Consider the following 15,589-nt stretch of genomic DNA (forward strand, 5'->3'; position numbering starts at 1 on the left):
GGGGCAAACATAAGCAACTAGGAGATATGAAGATGAAGAAGCTACTCAGTGGGGCGGTTGCGGCCTTTAGCCTGGCAGCCAGTGCGACACTTGCTGCGGATGAGGTGACACTGCAATTGAAGTGGGTCACGCAAGCGCAGTTTGCGGGCTATTATGTGGCAAAAGACAAAGGGTTCTACGAAGAAGAGGGGCTGGACGTCACCATTCTGCCCGGTGGTCCTGATATTGCGCCCACACAGGTGATCGCAGGTGGTGGAGCAGACGTTACGGTGGAATGGATGCCGGCTGCACTTGCTGCGCGCGAAAAGGGTCTGCCTCTGGTGAACATCGCGCAGCCTTTCAAGAGCTCGGGCATGATGCTGACCTGCTGGAAAGATGCGGGGATTGCCTCGCCCGAAGATCTCAAAAATCGCACGCTGGGAGTCTGGTTCTTCGGCAACGAATTCCCGTTCATGAGCTGGATGAGTCAGCTGGGAATCGGTACCGATGGCAAAAGCGACAGCGGTGTCGAAGTGCTGAAACAAGGCTTTAACGTCGACCCGCTGCTGCAGCGTCAGGCCGATTGCATCAGCACCATGACCTACAATGAGTATTGGCAGGTTATTGATGCCGGTGTCACGCCCGAAGAACTGGTAACCTTCAAATACGAAGATCAGGGCGTCGCGACGCTTGAGGATGGCCTATATGTGCTTGAAGAAAATTTGAGCGATGCGGCCTTCACCGACAAGATGGAACGGTTTGTCCGTGCCTCGATGAAGGGTTGGAAATACGCCGAAGAGAACCCGGATGAAGCCGCCGAGATCGTTCTCGAAAACGATGCAACCGGTGCCCAGACAGAAGAGCATCAAAAGCGCATGATGGGCGAGATTGCCAAGCTGACCGCAGGGTCGAACGGGGCGCTGGATCCAGCCGATTTCGACCGCACGGTTGATACCCTGCTGGCGGGCGGATCTGATCCAGTTATCACCAAAAAGCCTGAAGGGGCATGGACACATCAGATCACCGACGCTGCGCTGAACTGAACCAGCTACAGCAAAAGACGCGCCAATCAAACGCGGCCCTGACGGGGCCGCGTTCTTAGTTTTGAATGTCGAATTTGTGCCTGTACTTGCTGGCCAGAACCTTTAGTATTTCCCTGTAATTTATGGCATTTTGTCACAGCATGCGGCATGAATGGTAGAATATGCAGGGATTTGCATCAGAATTCACCCAAGCGCTCTCGCTGATCCTCGAAGGGGATGCAGAGCTGTGGGCAATTGTGTTGTTGTCGCTGCGTGTTTCGATCTTTGCTGTTCTGATTTCGGCGGTCATCGGGATGCCTATTGGGGCAGCTTTGGCCGTCGCGCGGTTTCCGGGACGGCGGGCGCTGATTATCCTTGTGAACGCTCTGATGGGGTTCCCACCAGTTGTCGTCGGTTTGCTGGTCTACCTGATGTTATCCCGATCCGGTCCTCTGGGGGTGCTGGAACTTCTCTACACTCCCACCGCAATGGTCATAGCGCAGGTGGTGCTGGTGACGCCGATCATGGCCGCACTTACCCGGCAGGTAGTCGAGATGCTGGCCGAAGAGTATTCTGAACAGCTTCGCTCGCTCGGCGTATCGCGGTTGGCTTCGATCCCGGTGCTGTTGTGGGACGCGCGTCTGGCTCTGGTCACCGCATTACTGGCCGGGTTTGGCCGGGCAATCGCCGAGGTAGGCGCAGTGATCATCGTCGGCGGCAATATCAATCACGTGACGCGCGTGATGACGACCACGATTGCGCTTGAGACTTCGAAGGGGAACTTGGCGCTGGCGCTGGCCTTGGGTGTGATCCTGATCGGTTTGGCCGTGGCGGTAAACGCGATGGTCAGCGCATTGACCCTGCGGGCCGAGCGGGAAGGGCTGCGCCATGCGTGACGTCGTGACCGAGGTGCCAGGCATGTTAGAGGTCCAAGGGTTGCACATTGCACGCGAAGGCAAGGTGCTGCTCGATGTCCCGCATTTGTGCCTGGATGGCGCGGGTCCGACCATGATCTTGGGTCCAAACGGCGCTGGCAAAAGTCTGTTGCTGCGTTGTCTGCATGGTCTGATTCAACCCGACAGCGGGCGTGTCTGTCAGGACGGTGTTGTGTTGAATGCAGCCCACAAATCGCGGCAGGCGATGGTGTTTCAAAGCCCCGTGTTGCTGCGCCGCTCGGTCGCGGCCAATCTGGACTTTGTGCTAAAGCGGAAATCGATGCCCCGTGCCTTGCGCAGGCATCGTATCGAAGCTTTGCTGGCCGAAGGTGGGCTGGATGGCAAGGCACGTCAATCCGCGCGTTCGCTGTCTGGTGGCGAGGCGCAAAGGTTGGCGATCCTGCGCGCGCTGGCCTTGGACCCCAGGACCTTGTTTCTGGACGAGCCTACCAGCGCTTTAGATCCAAGCGCCATGCAGATGATCGAGCGGATGGTCCTGCGTGCCTCGGCCCGGGGTGTGCGAATCGTGATGGTGACGCATGACATCGGACAAGCGCGGCGCCTGGCATCTGACATCGTGATGATGCAGGCAGGGCGTGTGGTGGAATACGGAAGGGCGCAGCAGGTGTTGGAAGCCCCAAGAAGCAACGAGTCGCGCCGGTATCTGGCTGGCGGTCTGGTAACCTGATGAACAGAGATGGAGACTTCGAATGATCCCTGATTTCGTTCGGGCATCAATTGTCGCGCTTGGGCTGACCGCAGGCGCAGGTTTGGCCGAAGAACCCTTTATCGTTGTGCAATCAACGACCTCGACGCAGAATTCGGGTCTGCTGGACTATATCCTGCCGGGGTTCGAGGCCGAAACCGGTATCGATGTACGGGTTGTGGCCGTCGGGACCGGTCAGGCGATCCGGAACGCAATCAACGGCGATGGCGATGTTCTTCTGGTTCACTCCAAGCCCGCTGAAGAGCAGTTTGTAGCAGACGGTTGGGGTGTCGAACGGTTCGATGTCATGTACAATGATTTTGTATTGGTTGGCCCAAAATCTGATCCAGCCGAAATTGCCGGTGGCAACGACATTGTAACCGCTTTGACCGCTTTGGCCGAAGCGAAACTGCCGTTTGCCTCGCGCGGTGATGATAGCGGCACTCACAAAGCCGAGATGCGCTATTGGGAGGCGACCGGCGTTGACCCGACGGAGGCCTCGGGGACTTGGTATCGCGAGACCGGATCGGGGATGGGGGCAACGCTGAACGTGGCCAGCGGCATGGACGCGTATGCTCTGACCGACCGGGCGACTTGGTTGTCTTTCGGAAACCGGGGCAATCTGGAGGTCTTGGTCGAGGGCGATCCGCGCCTGTTTAACCAATATGGTGTAATCCTCGTGAACCCTGAAAAGCACTCCGGCGTTCGCGCCGCTGCCGGGCAAAGGTTTATCGACTGGCTTATCGGCCCTGATGGACAGGCGGCGATTGCGTCTTACACGCTGGATGGTGAGCAGTTGTTTTTTCCGAACGCACAGTAAGTTCGCCTTGGGTTAGCGCAACAAGGAATGGACGACGGATCAGCCGCTGGCGCCGTTGTGGTGGATCCGACCCAGATTTGCGAGATCATAGCCGCCTAGTTCATCAGCGCGTTCGGTAAAACGCTCGGATTTCAAAAACTGGGTCAGCGTCTGCATGGGGGCCTCGAAGAAGGCGCGGCGCCAGATTGCAAGGTCCAGACGCTCGGAATGGGTGGGCATGAAATTCAGCCCATACGGGCGCGCCAGTGCACCAAGGCCAAAACCAACCTCTGCCTTGCCGTCACGCAGGGCGATGGCCAGCTCTTCTTCTGTGCGGGCGCAAACGGGCAGGGTGTTCAGATCATCACGACCCAGACCGTGGGCGTCGAGCAGTGCATCGAATAGACGCTGGCTGGCGGCGCTGTCTTGCCGCAGAATGATCCGTCTGCCTTTCAGATCCTGAAACCCCGAGATGTCCGAAGTGCCGGGTGCCAGCAACAGGCCGCGCTGCCGGTTGGCAATCTGGTAGAGGATCACAGGTGCTTCGCCCATCGTGTCGCGCAGGGTCTGAGTGTTGAAGCCTTCTGGTTCGTGGATATGCAAGGCCGCCGCCTGTGCGCTGCGCTCCGCAAGACGATTCAGCCCGTCGAAAGACCCATCATAGTAAGTCGCAAGCCCAGAGCCGCTTTCCCGCAAAGCCCAGTCCAACAGGGGATCGTGGCTACCTGCCACGATCGGCGGCAGGGGTGGTTCGACGACATCGGGGCCAGAGCGTGAGGCGTTGAGCCACGCTATGATCTCGGCTTTTGGGAACAACAGCTTGCCCATGGCGCGTACACACGGGATTTCGCCCGAGGATGCCAGATCATAGGCCTTCCGCTCACCAATGCGCAGCAGATCCGCCAATTCGCGGGTGGTCAGGTATTGCGGCATTCAGTCGAGGCGTACAGCCGAACCGGACGTCTTGTCGGCGGCGCTGAAACCGAATTGATCCAGCGTGTAAGGAGCGGCGACAGTGATCACGACCATCGCGGCGACGGCGGTCAGAAAGGCTTTCATGTTCTCCTCCGGCTCAATCCTGCGGTGCGGTGGCGCTGCGCAGAAACGCGACCAGATCTAACCGGTCCTGTGCTTGCGTGATCCGCTGCATTGGCATCTTTGACCCCGGAATGTAATGGTCCGGGCCTTCGTCGAAAAGAGCATTTATTGTCTCTTCATTCCAAATAATATCAGAGTCTTGCAGCGTATCCGAGTACAAATAACCGGGCAATGTGCCCGCTTTCCGCCCAAAGATGTCGTGCAAGGTAGGGCCTGCACGTCGACCCCCATCCGGCGTCAGGCTGTGACAGATCGAACATTTGCGCGCAAATTGCCGTTCTCCGTTGCCCATCTCGCTTGGGTCTTTCAGAAAGCTGGGTTCGGCAGCGGCCATCTGTTCGCGATCGCCCAATGCTGAAACGGGCCAGCTGTACATTGCCTCATCAATGCCGCCTGCGTGAAGATTTTGACCATCTGCAGAAAAAGCGAGCGCCCAAACCGGACCGCGCAGGGTGGCGCGGAAATCTTGTGCAATGCGCCATTCAGCCGTGTCGATGACCATTATAAAGCCCTCACCATCACCGACAGCCAACAGCTTGCGATCGGGGCTCAATGCCATGGCGAGGATCGGGCGCCGATCCAACGTAAAGTCATGTTCTTCTTCGGTGGTGAGGCTCAGGATGCGTGTCACTCCATCGACGGTACCGTAGGCGATCCAGTTGTCTTGTGCGTTCAGGACCAATTCATTGATGCCAAAACCATGCTCGATCAGGCGATTTGTTTCCTGACCGCTGGCGACATCCCAGATACGCAACGCTCCGTCGACACCTGCCGAATAAAGCTGCTTTCCGTCCGGCGTAAAAACAACTGCATTCACCCCGCTGCCGATTGGCCCAAGCAGGGTCGGCTCGGACCCGTCCACCGGCCACAGGCCGATGGTGCCATCCCAGCTGGCCGTCGCGATATGAGTTTTCGACGCTGCAATGCCGATAATCTTGCCTTTGTGCTGCCCGACTACATCGCCGCCGGGCCAGCGGCGGAGGGTGAAGTCATCCCCGGCAGAATAGATTGCAGTGCCATTGAAAACGACCGAGTTCACTGCCGCTTCGTGCCCCTCCAGCCATTCCGGTGTCTGTCCGGTCCAGAGACCGACCGAATTGTCGAAACTGGCCGTTGCGATACGCCCATCCGGCGCCGAAGCGATCCCCATGATCGGCCCGCCATGGCCTTTGAGCGTGAAAAACTCGGACCAGGCGGGCAGGGGGGTCAAAACAAGCGCAAGAGCGAGCCAGCGCATCTATTCTGCAGGTGAGGCCGCTGCCTTGCCGGCCTCTTTTTCTTGCACCTCTTCCAGCCACAGCGAGTGGTGCTCGCGTGCCCATTGTTCTTCGACTTCACCGGTGCCCATGGCGTCAAACGCACCCTCCATGCCAACCGAGCCAAGGTAGATATGGGCGATGATGATGGCGATGAACACGTAGGCGACCATGACATGCCAGACTTGGGCATATTGCATCTCTTCCTGCGGTGACATCTGCACTGGCAGGTTCAGACCCAACGCCTGCGGAATACCTGTCGAGTTGGCGATTGAGAAGGTTTTGGCGAACATCGGCAGCTCGAACGGGAATAGCAGCGACAGGCCTGACAGGCTGATAGAGACACCCAGTAGAATGCAAGCCCAGAAGATTATCTTTTGACCCGCATTGAATTTCTTGGCTGGTGGATGGCTGTCTTTGGTGAACAAGCCCCCTCCGGCGGCCAACCATTTCAGGTCGGTCTTGTTGGGGATGTTATGGGCAATCCAGTTTATGGTGATGATTATCAGACCCAACATGAAGGCCCATGCGAGGTTGTTGTGAAGCCACTTGCACCCTTGCGCGATAGTGGCGAACCCTTCTTTGCCAAAGACCGGGATCAAGAAATCGCGGCCATAAAGGGTCAGCAGGCCTGTGATGCCGAGCACAAGGAACGACCCGGCAAAGAGCCAGTGACCGAAACGTTCGAAACTATTGAAACGAAGGACCGTGCGGCCGGTTTTTTCTCCGTCGATGCGGATTTTTCCTCGGATCAGAAAGAAAAGCACAATGATCGCAAGCATTCCGCCCAGAATGTAGGTTCCATATTCACGCAACGGGCCAGTTCGGAAGTTCAACCACCACATGCCGCCGTCTTGAATCAGCACGCTGTCCGCAGGTCCCTGGGATGAAACGGTGACGTCCGCAGATCCGTAACGCAGCGCGCGGTAGACGTCACTGTCAGAGGCAACACCGCGGGTGCCGAACTGTCCCAGCAGGCCTTCAACATTGCCCTGACCGGTGTTTTCAGACCTGTAGCTGTTGTCGACCTTCTCGCCACGCTGGCGGGCCAGAATGTCCTCAAGGGTGGTCGCGCCGCCGGTTGTAGACCGGTCGGTCGAATCCGCAGGGGCGGCCCCCTCACTGGTTTGAGCGCCGGCAACTTGGGTCAGCGTTAGCGAAAGCAGGAAAGCGATGAATAAGCGCAACATCGGAACCTCAACAAAAATCCAATGCAGGATGACCCACATCTGCGGGTCATCCGTTTTGCTTTGGTAGACGGGGTCAGCCGTCTTTCTGATCGTAGGCCGTGCCCCAACCCCAAGCGCCCGAACCAAATCCGCGCGCGACGACACGCTCGCGGTAAATAGCCGAGACCACGTCGCCATCGCCGGCGAGCAGGGCCTTGGTAGAACACATCTCGGCGCAGATGGGCAATTTGCCCTCTGCGATCCGGTTGCGTCCGTATTTGGCGAACTCTGCGGTCGAGTGCGTTTCCTCGGGGCCGCCAGCACAGAAGGTACATTTGTCCATCTTGCCTCGCGATCCGAAGTTGCCCGCCTGCGGGTATTGCGGCGCGCCGAAGGGACACGCATAGAAGCAATAGCCGCAGCCAATGCACAGGTCCTTGGAGTGCAGGACGACCCCTTCTTCGTTCTGATAGAAGCAGTCGACCGGGCACACCGCCATGCAGGGCGCATCCGAACAATGCATACAGGCCACCGAGATCGAGCGTTCACCCGGATTGCCGTCATTGATCGTCACCACCCTGCGGCGGTTGATGCCCCACGGCACCTCGTGCTCGTTCTTACACGCGGTTACGCAGGCATTACACTCGATGCAGCGTTCAGCGTCGCAGAGAAACTTTGCTCTAGCCATTATCGTCCTCCTTACGCTGACCAGATTTTGCAGAGAGTCGCTTTGGTCTCTTGCATCTGGGTCACTGAATCATAGCCATAGGTCTGGGCGGTGTTGGTACTTTCACCCAGCACATAGGGGTCTGCACCGGCAGGATACTTGTGCCGCTGGTCTTCGCCCTGGAAATGGCCGCCAAAGTGGAAGGGCATGAAGGCGACACCGGCGCCGACTCTGTTGGTCAGCATCGCCATCACCTTGACCTTGCCGCCCTCAGGACCTTCGACCCAGACCTGTGATCCGTCCCGAATACCAAGGTTGTTGGCATCGCGCGGATTGATCTCGACGAACATGTCCTGCTGGAGCTCAGCCAGCCACGGGTTCGACCGCGTCTCATCGCCGCCACCCTCATACTCGACCAGACGACCAGACGTGAGGATTATCGGGTAATCCTTTGAAAAGTCGTTCTTTTGGATCGACGCATAAAGGGTAGGTAGACGATAGGCCTGACGGTCATCGTAGGTTGGATAGTCCTCCACCAGATCGCGCCGGTTTGTATAGAGCGGCTCGCGGTGCAGTGGGATCGGATCCGGGAAGGTCCATACGACCGCGCGTGCCTTTGCGTTCCCGAAGGGCGCACAGCCATGGGCAATCGCGACCCGTTGGATACCGCCGCTAAGGTCGGTTTTCCAGTTGGTCTCCGGTCCCGCAACGGCGTCGATGGCCGCACGTTCCTCAGCCGTCAGATCACCGTCCCAGCCAAGGTCCATCAGCATCTGCATCGTGAATTCCGGATAACCATCCTGAATTTCCGAACCAACGCTATAGACCCCTTCGGCCAGCAGGTTGTCGCCGTCACGTTCCACTCCGAAACGGGCGCGGAAGGTCAGGCCACCTTCGGCCACCGGTTTGGACATATCATACAGGTTTGGTGTCCCCGTATGACCCATCTCAGCCGTTCCCCAGCAGGGCCAGGGCAGACCGTAATACTCGCCGTCGTTGGGGCCACCAATGGCTTGCAGCGTGGTTCTGTCGAACGTGTGCTGGTTGGCCATATGGCTTTTCAGACGTTCCGGCGACTGACCGGTATAGCCAATTGTCCAAAGGCCGCTGTTGAACTCACGCGTGATGCTTTCAACATTCGGGGTTTCGGGATCTTCCATCTCGATATTGCGGAAGAACCGATCCGCCCAGCCGAACTTGTTGGCGAACTTGGCCATGATGACCTCGTCCGGCAGGCTTTCGAACAGAGGTTCGACCACGCGGTCCCGCCACTGCAGCGATCGGTTCGAGGCCGTGACCGAGCCACGGGTTTCGAACTGCGTACAGGCGGGCAGCAGATAGACGCCATCGGTGCGGTCATGCAGCACGGCCGAGACGGTGGGATACGGGTCGATCACGACCAGCATGTCCAGCTTCTCCATCGCCGTCTTCATTTCCGTCATCCGGGTCTGCGAGTTGGGCGCGTGGCCCCACAGAACCATGGCGCGGACGTTGTTGTCCTGATCCATGTTAGCTGGGTCTTCGAGAACACCGTCGATCCAGCGGGAAACCGGGATGCCGCGCTCATTCTGCAGCGGTTTATCCTTGCCTTCCTTATCCTTGATCGTGGCGAACTGGCCTGCAAGCCACTCGGGCTCTTCACCCCAGACACGGGCCCAGTGACCCCATGCGCCTTTTGACAAGCCATAGTAGCCGGGCAGGGTATGGGACAGAACACCAAGGTCTGTCGCGCCTTGCACGTTGTCATGGCCGCGGAAGATGTTGGTGCCACCACCTGAGGTGCCCATGTTGCCAAGCGCAAGCTGAAGCACGCAGTAGGCGCGAGTGTTGTTGTTGCCGTTGGTGTGCTGCGTACCACCCATGCACCATACAACGGTACCGGGGCGGTTGTTCACCATGGTCCGTGCGACGCGGCGCAGCTGCGAGCCGGGCGTACCGGTGACGCGCTCAACCTCATCCGGGTTCCACTTGGCAACCTCTTCCCGGATTTGGTCCATCCCCCAGACACGGGTGCGGATGAACTCTTTGTCCTCCCAGCCGTTGTCGAAGATATGCCACAGGATACCCCAGATCAGAGCGACGTCGGTACCGGGGCGGAAGCGGACATATTCATCCGCATGGGCCGCGGTGCGCGTAAAGCGCGGGTCACAGACGATTAAAGGCGCATTGTTCTGCTCTTTCGCACGCAGGATATGCAGCAGCGAGACGGGGTGCGCCTCGGCCGGGTTACCACCGATGATGAAGATGGCCCGGCTGTTGTGCATGTCGTTGTACGAATTGGTCATGGCGCCGTAGCCCCATGTATTCGCAACACCCGCGACAGTGGTCGAGTGGCAGATACGGGCCTGATGGTCCACGTTGTTCGTGCCCCAATAGGCGGCGAACTTGCGGAACAGATAGGCCTGTTCGTTATTGTGCTTCGCAGACCCCAGCCAGTACACGCTGTCCGGCCCGGATTCTTCGCGGATGCTTATCATGCCATCGCCGATCTCGTTGATCGCCTCTTCCCAGCTGATGCGCTTCCACTCGCCACCTTCCTTTTTCATCGGATATTTCAGGCGGCGCTCGCCATGGGCGTGCTCGCGCACCGAGGCCCCCTTGGCGCAGTGTGCACCCAGATTGAATGGGCTATCCCAGCCGGGTTCCTGCCCGATCCAGACTCCGTTCTGTACCTCGGCAACGACCGTGCAGCCGACCGAGCAGTGAGTGCATACGGATTTGATATTCTCAACGGCGGTGTTTGCCGCTGTCTGGGCACTGGCGGGCGTCACGGTTCCACCCGTGGCGCTGATCGCGGCAAGGCCGCCGATCGTCAGGCCCGAGCCACGCAAGAATGCGCGGCGATCGACGGTTTTCTCGCCGACCTGGGACAGGATACTTGTCCGCTGGGGGCGTCTCGCAACCCCGTTGGTCTTTTTCCTAAGCATTTCTTTCCTCCCTTGCTGGCCATGTAACCCATGGCTGGCTTGGTACTTCGCGAAACCGACGTCAGGGCCAATCGCAACCGTCTGTCGGGTATGACTACGTCCGGGTCAGAACCGGGCGCTGTCGAGGTATGCGCGCGTATGCGCGGTGTCCTGCATCCGGGTTTCGTCCGTCGGCAGTTCGGCTGCTTCGGCTTTCCCAGACAGGCTGGCGGCGGCTACAGCAGCGGGCGCTGCGGTTCCGGCCAGTTTCAGGAAGTCGCGGCGGGTTGCGCCTTCTTCCTTGGTCTTGCTCATGGGCTCCTCCTGTCCCAATTGCGGTTTGGTGCCTAAAGGCACCGGCGAGTGGCGGGCTAGGCCGCCGTCATTCGAAAGGCTTCACGTTCGATCTCCATGAACACCCGACCAGCCGTGCCGACCGAGGCGTAGAGAACCGAGTTCTCGGCACCTTCCAAATCCGAATAGAAATGCGCGGCCCAGGGCCCGATATGTTTGCTCCAGAACGCCTTTTGATCTTCCAGCGTGGCGGGCGCGCCGAACCGACCGACGATCATGCCCGCCATCATTTCCATTAGCGAGGCGATGTTGTCTTCGGGTTCATAAACATTCTGCGCCCGGGTGATGCCCCGCGCGGCCATGTCATTGCGCAGCTGCGCTAGGGGTTTTTCGTTCAGAAAGCCCGTCAGGTAGAAAGAGGCATAAGGCAGCAGTTCGCCTCGGCCCAATCCGATGAACAGTGCGTTGAATTCGCGCTCTGCGGCGGCAGGCTTGGTCACCTTGGCCACCCGTGCCATTGCCTGAATGGCCTGACCTAGATCCGAGTCATCACCGCTTAGCCCGGCCATCTGATCCAAAAGCAACTGATCGGGTGGACCGGCCAATAGCAGGCCAAGAAAATTATAGAAATCCGCACGCAGACGATCCTCAGTTGAGATATCCAATGTTTGCGCGTTGTCTGCGGTCATAGAGTTATCCTTCGAATTCGAATTTCATACGGCGTGGAGCAGGGGTGAGTTCGATTTCCTCTGGCTCTTCCATTTCAACCATCTGTGGGGCTTCCGGTTCTGGTTCGACGGCGTTGATCGGTTCTTCACCTGACTCGATCGCCTCGGGCATGTCAGCTTCTGTTTCTGCTTCGGACATTTCTGCCTCGGCGGCGAGCGCTTCGACATGCGCCAACATACCCTTGCCAACCTGATACGCGGTCTGGATGTTCTCAATCACGCAGGCCGCATCGGTATAATCCTCGCCGTAATCGACCAGCCCGTCGACATTGGCCAGAACAGGATTCAACCGCCATAGGCGCCGCAAGGCGCGGCGGCGCAAACGGTCAGGTACAGCTTTGGCCATGAAGCCCGAGACATCATCGCCGGCTTCCAGCGTATCGGGATCGGGCAGATCAAACTCGGCCAGAATTTCGGCGTCGCTTTTTTCCTCCAGCTCAGCTTGCCGCGTTGTGATGATCTGTTCCTCTGCGGCCAAAGCTTCTGCTTCGGTCTCGGCCTGAACGGCGGCCTTGCGGCGGGACCAGAAATCGCGGGCCTGGGTCATTGCAGCACCCGACGCGGAGCCCGGTAGACATCTGAATCCTGCCGGATTCGTGCATCGCCCTTGCCGTCTTCCACCAGATCGGTGCGTTTCTTGTCCCGTTTACGTTTTATGAACACCTCGTCCTGATGATGCTGCAGGGTGAAATCGCGGAGCCATGCAATCAACCCTTCGGTCATCGGAATCTTCTCAACGATCTCTTCGCCGGTATCCGCATAATCCTGCCCCTCGAACGGTGAGGCGGTGATCAATACGGCATTTAGGGGTGTTTCGCCTTTCAGCTCATCCCGCAAAACCAGGTACAGCGAAGGTTGACCGTCCGACAGGTTGACCATGTAGGCTTCGGTTTCATCGGCCCAGAGGGTGAGGGGCAGGGTGGCTGCATGGTATTCGATGGCCTCACCTTCACGTCGCAACTCTTGCCAGTCGGCAGGCCCTGCACCTGGCAAAACAGCGACCGCGCGCCAGTTCCAACGCGCCCAGCGTGTCACCCCGGGTGTTCTGCGCACGACGACGCCAATTGTCATTTCAGTCCGGCTTGCGGCCTTGGCCACTGGCTCCTCCCCGGAAGGCTCTCCCCTGCCTTCCATTGATGTACTATGTTACATAAATTGGCGACCTGCCAAGTCTAGTTTCGCCTAATATGAGACATTCACTTAGAGTTTATTTCTAACTTCAGGTTTTGATGGCGATTTGTGATGAAAAATAATGCACATATCGGGATTTTCTCTGATGCTTCGCATTGCCTCGGCGCGGATTGGGTCTAAGCTGCTGATGGGGCAGAACGCAGCGTCGGGAGGGGAAATGGCCAGCAAGCTCATATTGTGTGATTGCGAGGGGACGCAGTCCCTGAACGCAGATGGTATTTCTGCAGCCTGCGATACGGAGTGCTCGAAGGTGCATACCGCCCTTTGTACGCGCCAGATTCAAACTGCCGCCGAGTTGATGACGGGCGATGAGCAGGTGGTGTTTGCCTGCGCTCAGGAAAGTGCAGTTTTTAGCGAGCTTGCCGAGGAACTGGGTGTTGAAGCGCCCGGATTTGTCGATCTGCGCGACCGGGCTGGCTGGTCCGAACAGGGTACCGATGCAACCCCCAAAATGGCTGCGCTCGCGGCTGAGGCATTACTGCCGCAGCCAGTGACCCCAAGTTTCGATGTCATCAGTGAAGGAACCTGCTGTATTTTGGGGCCCGGAGAGGTTGTCTTTCCGTTGGCCGAACAGCTGTCCGCTGTGTTGGCCGTGACTGTGCTTTTGGTTGACGATGCAGAACCGCTAAGCCGCAACTATGACGTTGCGCGCGCACGAATACGCAGACTGACCGGCGCGCTGGGCGGATTTGTTTGGCATCTGGATCAGGTGCAGCAACTAGATCCCGGCGGACGCGGAGAATTTGGTTGGAGCGCACCCCGTGACGGTGCAACGTCGCGTTGCGACATTGTTGTTGATCTGACCGGAGCAACACCTTTGGTTAATGCCCCCGAAAAGCGCGAGGGGTACTTGCGCGCTGATCCTCGCGATGCGGTGGCCGTCGCGCGTCTTGCTTTTGAAGCGGTGCAACTGGTCGGGACTTTTGAAAAACCGCTCTATGTCCGATTGGATGAGACGCTTTGCGCCCATTCGCGAGCGGAACAAACGGGGTGTTCAAACTGTCTGGACGTCTGCCCGACCGGTGCGATCACACCGGCTGGCGATCATGTAGCCATTGATCCGATGATTTGCGCTGGGTGCGGTGAGTGTTCGGCGTTGTGCCCGTCGACTGCCATTACATATGAAGACCCTCCGGTCTCGGCGGTATTGTCGCGGATGCACATACTGGCCCGGACCTTCCGGCGCGCGGGCGGCGTTGCACCGCGATTACTGGTGCACGACGCCCATGGGGCGCAGATGATCCGGATGGCGGCCCGGTTTGGACGGGGACTGCCAGCGGATGTCATTCCGCTGGAGCTGAATGTGGTTTCGGGCTTTGGACATGCCGAGATGCTCGCAGCGCTGGCGCATGGCTTTGCGCGCGCCGATATCCTGATTAGCCCTAAGACCGAACGGGACGCGCTTGATCGTGAATTAGAGCTGGCTCGGGCTATCGAAGTGCACGACGCGCTGAGTCTGATTGATGAAACCGACCCGGATGCGCTGGCAGATCTGCTTTATGCGCAGAATGTTCCGCAGCCATTGGCTGATCCGGTGCTTCCACTGGGTAATCGTCGTCAAATAGCGCGTCTGGCGGCGCAAGCTTTGAACCCGGAGGTCGAGGTGCCGCTGGCCTTGCCCGAGGGCGCGCCTTATGGCGCGATTGCAGTGAATACCGACACCTGTACATTGTGCCTGAGTTGCGTGTCCCTTTGCCCATCGGGGGCGCTGATCGATAACCCGGACAAGCCGCAGTTGAATTTCCAGCAGGACGCCTGCCTGCAATGCGGGATTTGCCGAACGATCTGCCCAGAACAGGCGATCACACTAGTGCCCCAGCTTGATCTGAGCGACCAAGCGCTGTCACAACAGGTGCTGAATGAAGAGGAACCCTTTGAATGCGTCGAATGCGGCGCAGCGTTTGGCGTTAAATCAACGGTTGAGCGGATCATGGAAAAGTTGTCGGGCACACATCCGATGTTCGCGACCTCGGATCAGGCGCGGATGATCCAGATGTGCGACAATTGCCGGGTAAACGCCCAGTTCCATAGCGCTGACAATCCGTTTCAATCCGCCCCCAGACCACGGGTCGTCACAACGGATGATTACCTTTCAAAGCGCAAGGATCACTGAAGTTGCAGTGGCGCGCCCAGATCGGCGGCGCGCATGGCGGTCACGAAAGCCAGAATTGCTTCGAGGTCATCCAGGCTCATCTCGACCGGATGGATCGGCGAGGGGCGCTCGGGCGGGAAAGGTTCGGTGACGCCCTCGATCTGTGTGAAAGCTGGGTGTGGGTTCAGGGCAAAGAACGCCTGAAACCGTTCCGACCAGTCGGGCATTGCGCGCAGCACTGCGAAAGACGGGGTCGAACCCAGCCCGTTCATCCGATTCTGTGGGCCAATCACATGGCACCGGCCACAATGGGTCATCGACAGATCTTCGCCAAGCAGCGCGTTTCCGTCGACCACGACCTCTTCGGTAACAGTGGCAGTTTCGAAACTTGCGCTAAAGGGCGTGCCCTCGTCGGGGATGAAGTTTTCAACCGTCCGTCTGCCAATGTCGGAAAGTAGCCATTCACGAAACCTTACCTGCTTGGCGCTGTCGTCGATTCGTAGATGATAGACCACCCCGTCACGGGCAAAGACCGGATCGCCGGGCGAACTCGGGGCCAGTGACATGACGCCGCTTTCATCCGCAACAACACGTATTCCGGTCTTGAGAGAAAAGCGCGGAAGAATATGTTGCAAAAGACCTGAGTTTGTCACCTCATCCGGGGCGGCAAGGCCCAATGCCTCTTGCGACCAAGAGGGGGTGGCGGTGAGCGTCAGGCTCAGGCACAACAGGACAAAGCGCATGGTT

At 58.5% G+C, this 15,589-nt stretch carries 16 protein-coding genes; 5 read left to right on the forward strand and 11 right to left on the reverse strand.

Annotated elements, in window-relative coordinates; genetic code table 11:
- Positions 1-32: 32 nt before the first annotated feature.
- From ACR0I1_RS00880 to ACR0I1_RS00895, 4 genes are all read left to right on the forward strand, one after another.
- Positions 33-1,022 (forward strand): ABC transporter substrate-binding protein, encoded by a 990-nt coding sequence (locus ACR0I1_RS00880; protein ID WP_170393369.1) that lies wholly within the window; start codon positions 33-35, stop codon positions 1,020-1,022.
- A 161-nt stretch (positions 1,023-1,183) separates the two neighbouring features.
- Complete coding sequence (locus tag ACR0I1_RS00885) at positions 1,184-1,897, forward strand: ABC transporter permease (protein ID WP_170626032.1); 714 nt, start codon at positions 1,184-1,186, stop codon at positions 1,895-1,897.
- The gene (locus ACR0I1_RS00890) at positions 1,890-2,624 is read left to right on the forward strand and encodes an ATP-binding cassette domain-containing protein (RefSeq protein WP_480704569.1); all 735 of its coding nucleotides are present in this window, start codon (positions 1,890-1,892) and stop codon (positions 2,622-2,624) included. Before ACR0I1_RS00885 ends, ACR0I1_RS00890 begins: the two co-directional genes overlap by 8 nt.
- A 22-nt stretch (positions 2,625-2,646) precedes the next feature.
- Entirely contained in the window at positions 2,647-3,462 is an 816-nt protein-coding gene (locus ACR0I1_RS00895) for an ABC transporter substrate-binding protein (protein WP_480584792.1), read from the forward strand.
- Between the two features lie 39 nt (positions 3,463-3,501).
- Here the strand turns inward: ACR0I1_RS00895 and ACR0I1_RS00900 are convergent, their stop codons facing one another.
- The 10 genes from ACR0I1_RS00900 to ACR0I1_RS00945 form a co-directional block, all read right to left on the reverse strand.
- The gene (locus ACR0I1_RS00900; protein ID WP_480704571.1) at positions 3,502-4,374 is read right to left on the reverse strand and encodes a substrate-binding domain-containing protein; all 873 of its coding nucleotides are present in this window, start codon (positions 4,372-4,374) and stop codon (positions 3,502-3,504) included.
- A complete protein-coding gene (locus tag ACR0I1_RS00905) occupies positions 4,375-4,500 on the reverse strand; it encodes a hypothetical protein (RefSeq protein ID WP_255612119.1) in 126 nt (41 codons plus the stop codon).
- A 13-nt stretch (positions 4,501-4,513) separates the two neighbouring features.
- Positions 4,514-5,776, reverse strand: a complete 1,263-nt coding sequence (locus ACR0I1_RS00910; RefSeq protein ID WP_170626029.1) for a c-type cytochrome — start codon at positions 5,774-5,776, stop codon at positions 4,514-4,516.
- Positions 5,777-6,985, reverse strand: a complete 1,209-nt coding sequence (locus ACR0I1_RS00915; RefSeq protein ID WP_170510449.1) for a formate dehydrogenase subunit gamma — start codon at positions 6,983-6,985, stop codon at positions 5,777-5,779. It lies immediately after the preceding gene.
- Positions 6,986-7,058: 73 nt separating this feature from the next.
- Entirely contained in the window at positions 7,059-7,652 is a 594-nt protein-coding gene (gene fdh3B / locus ACR0I1_RS00920; RefSeq protein WP_037307340.1) for a formate dehydrogenase FDH3 subunit beta, read from the reverse strand.
- Positions 7,653-7,663: 11 nt separating this feature from the next.
- Positions 7,664-10,558, reverse strand: a complete 2,895-nt coding sequence (locus ACR0I1_RS00925; RefSeq protein ID WP_480704574.1) for a formate dehydrogenase subunit alpha — start codon at positions 10,556-10,558, stop codon at positions 7,664-7,666.
- A gap of 105 nt (positions 10,559-10,663) precedes the next feature.
- Complete coding sequence (locus ACR0I1_RS00930) at positions 10,664-10,852, reverse strand: ubiquinol-cytochrome c reductase iron-sulfur subunit N-terminal domain-containing protein (RefSeq protein ID WP_170393361.1); 189 nt, start codon at positions 10,850-10,852, stop codon at positions 10,664-10,666.
- Positions 10,853-10,908: 56 nt separating this feature from the next.
- Positions 10,909-11,520, reverse strand: a complete 612-nt coding sequence (locus ACR0I1_RS00935) for a molecular chaperone TorD family protein (protein ID WP_170393360.1) — start codon at positions 11,518-11,520, stop codon at positions 10,909-10,911.
- Positions 11,521-11,524: 4 nt separating this feature from the next.
- Complete coding sequence (locus ACR0I1_RS00940; protein ID WP_170626027.1) at positions 11,525-12,106, reverse strand: DUF3306 domain-containing protein; 582 nt, start codon at positions 12,104-12,106, stop codon at positions 11,525-11,527.
- Entirely contained in the window at positions 12,103-12,657 is a 555-nt protein-coding gene (locus ACR0I1_RS00945; protein ID WP_170510438.1) for a DUF3305 domain-containing protein, read from the reverse strand. The genes ACR0I1_RS00940 and ACR0I1_RS00945 overlap by 4 nt, the downstream gene beginning before the upstream one ends.
- Positions 12,658-12,907: 250 nt before the next feature.
- On the opposite strand from ACR0I1_RS00945, the gene ACR0I1_RS00950 reads away from it, so the two are divergent.
- A complete protein-coding gene (locus ACR0I1_RS00950; protein ID WP_480705722.1) occupies positions 12,908-14,863 on the forward strand; it encodes a 4Fe-4S binding protein in 1,956 nt (651 codons plus the stop codon).
- Here the strand turns inward: ACR0I1_RS00950 and ACR0I1_RS00955 are convergent.
- Complete coding sequence (locus ACR0I1_RS00955; protein WP_480704576.1) at positions 14,857-15,585, reverse strand: hypothetical protein; 729 nt, start codon at positions 15,583-15,585, stop codon at positions 14,857-14,859. The two genes, ACR0I1_RS00950 and ACR0I1_RS00955, sit on opposite strands and share 7 nt — an antisense overlap.
- Between the last annotated feature and the right edge of the window lie 4 nt (positions 15,586-15,589).

It is taken from the genome of Ruegeria sp. B11 (genome assembly GCF_056539785.1).

What these genes read in the sequence shown, in the direction of transcription:
- ACR0I1_RS00895 (WP_480584792.1), top strand. Translation starts at nt 2,647, where the DNA reads ATGATCCCTGATTTCGTTCGGGCATCAATTGTCGCGCTTGGGCTGACC.
- ACR0I1_RS00890 (WP_480704569.1), top strand. Translation starts at nt 1,890, where the DNA reads ATGCGTGACGTCGTGACCGAGGTGCCAGGCATGTTAGAGGTCCAAGGG.
- ACR0I1_RS00885 (WP_170626032.1), top strand. Translation starts at nt 1,184, where the DNA reads ATGCAGGGATTTGCATCAGAATTCACCCAAGCGCTCTCGCTGATCCTC.
- ACR0I1_RS00910 (WP_170626029.1), bottom strand. Translation starts at nt 5,776, where the DNA reads ATGCGCTGGCTCGCTCTTGCGCTTGTTTTGACCCCCCTGCCCGCCTGG.
- ACR0I1_RS00905 (WP_255612119.1), bottom strand. Translation starts at nt 4,500, where the DNA reads ATGAAAGCCTTTCTGACCGCCGTCGCCGCGATGGTCGTGATCACTGTC.
- ACR0I1_RS00925 (WP_480704574.1), bottom strand. Translation starts at nt 10,558, where the DNA reads ATGCTTAGGAAAAAGACCAACGGGGTTGCGAGACGCCCCCAGCGGACA.
- ACR0I1_RS00955 (WP_480704576.1), bottom strand. Translation starts at nt 15,585, where the DNA reads ATGCGCTTTGTCCTGTTGTGCCTGAGCCTGACGCTCACCGCCACCCCC.
- ACR0I1_RS00935 (WP_170393360.1), bottom strand. Translation starts at nt 11,520, where the DNA reads ATGACCGCAGACAACGCGCAAACATTGGATATCTCAACTGAGGATCGT.
- ACR0I1_RS00940 (WP_170626027.1), bottom strand. Translation starts at nt 12,106, where the DNA reads ATGACCCAGGCCCGCGATTTCTGGTCCCGCCGCAAGGCCGCCGTTCAG.
- ACR0I1_RS00950 (WP_480705722.1), top strand. Translation starts at nt 12,908, where the DNA reads ATGGCCAGCAAGCTCATATTGTGTGATTGCGAGGGGACGCAGTCCCTG.
- ACR0I1_RS00880 (WP_170393369.1), top strand. Translation starts at nt 33, where the DNA reads ATGAAGAAGCTACTCAGTGGGGCGGTTGCGGCCTTTAGCCTGGCAGCC.
- fdh3B (WP_037307340.1), bottom strand. Translation starts at nt 7,652, where the DNA reads ATGGCTAGAGCAAAGTTTCTCTGCGACGCTGAACGCTGCATCGAGTGT.
- ACR0I1_RS00930 (WP_170393361.1), bottom strand. Translation starts at nt 10,852, where the DNA reads ATGAGCAAGACCAAGGAAGAAGGCGCAACCCGCCGCGACTTCCTGAAA.
- ACR0I1_RS00900 (WP_480704571.1), bottom strand. Translation starts at nt 4,374, where the DNA reads ATGCCGCAATACCTGACCACCCGCGAATTGGCGGATCTGCTGCGCATT.
- ACR0I1_RS00915 (WP_170510449.1), bottom strand. Translation starts at nt 6,985, where the DNA reads ATGTTGCGCTTATTCATCGCTTTCCTGCTTTCGCTAACGCTGACCCAA.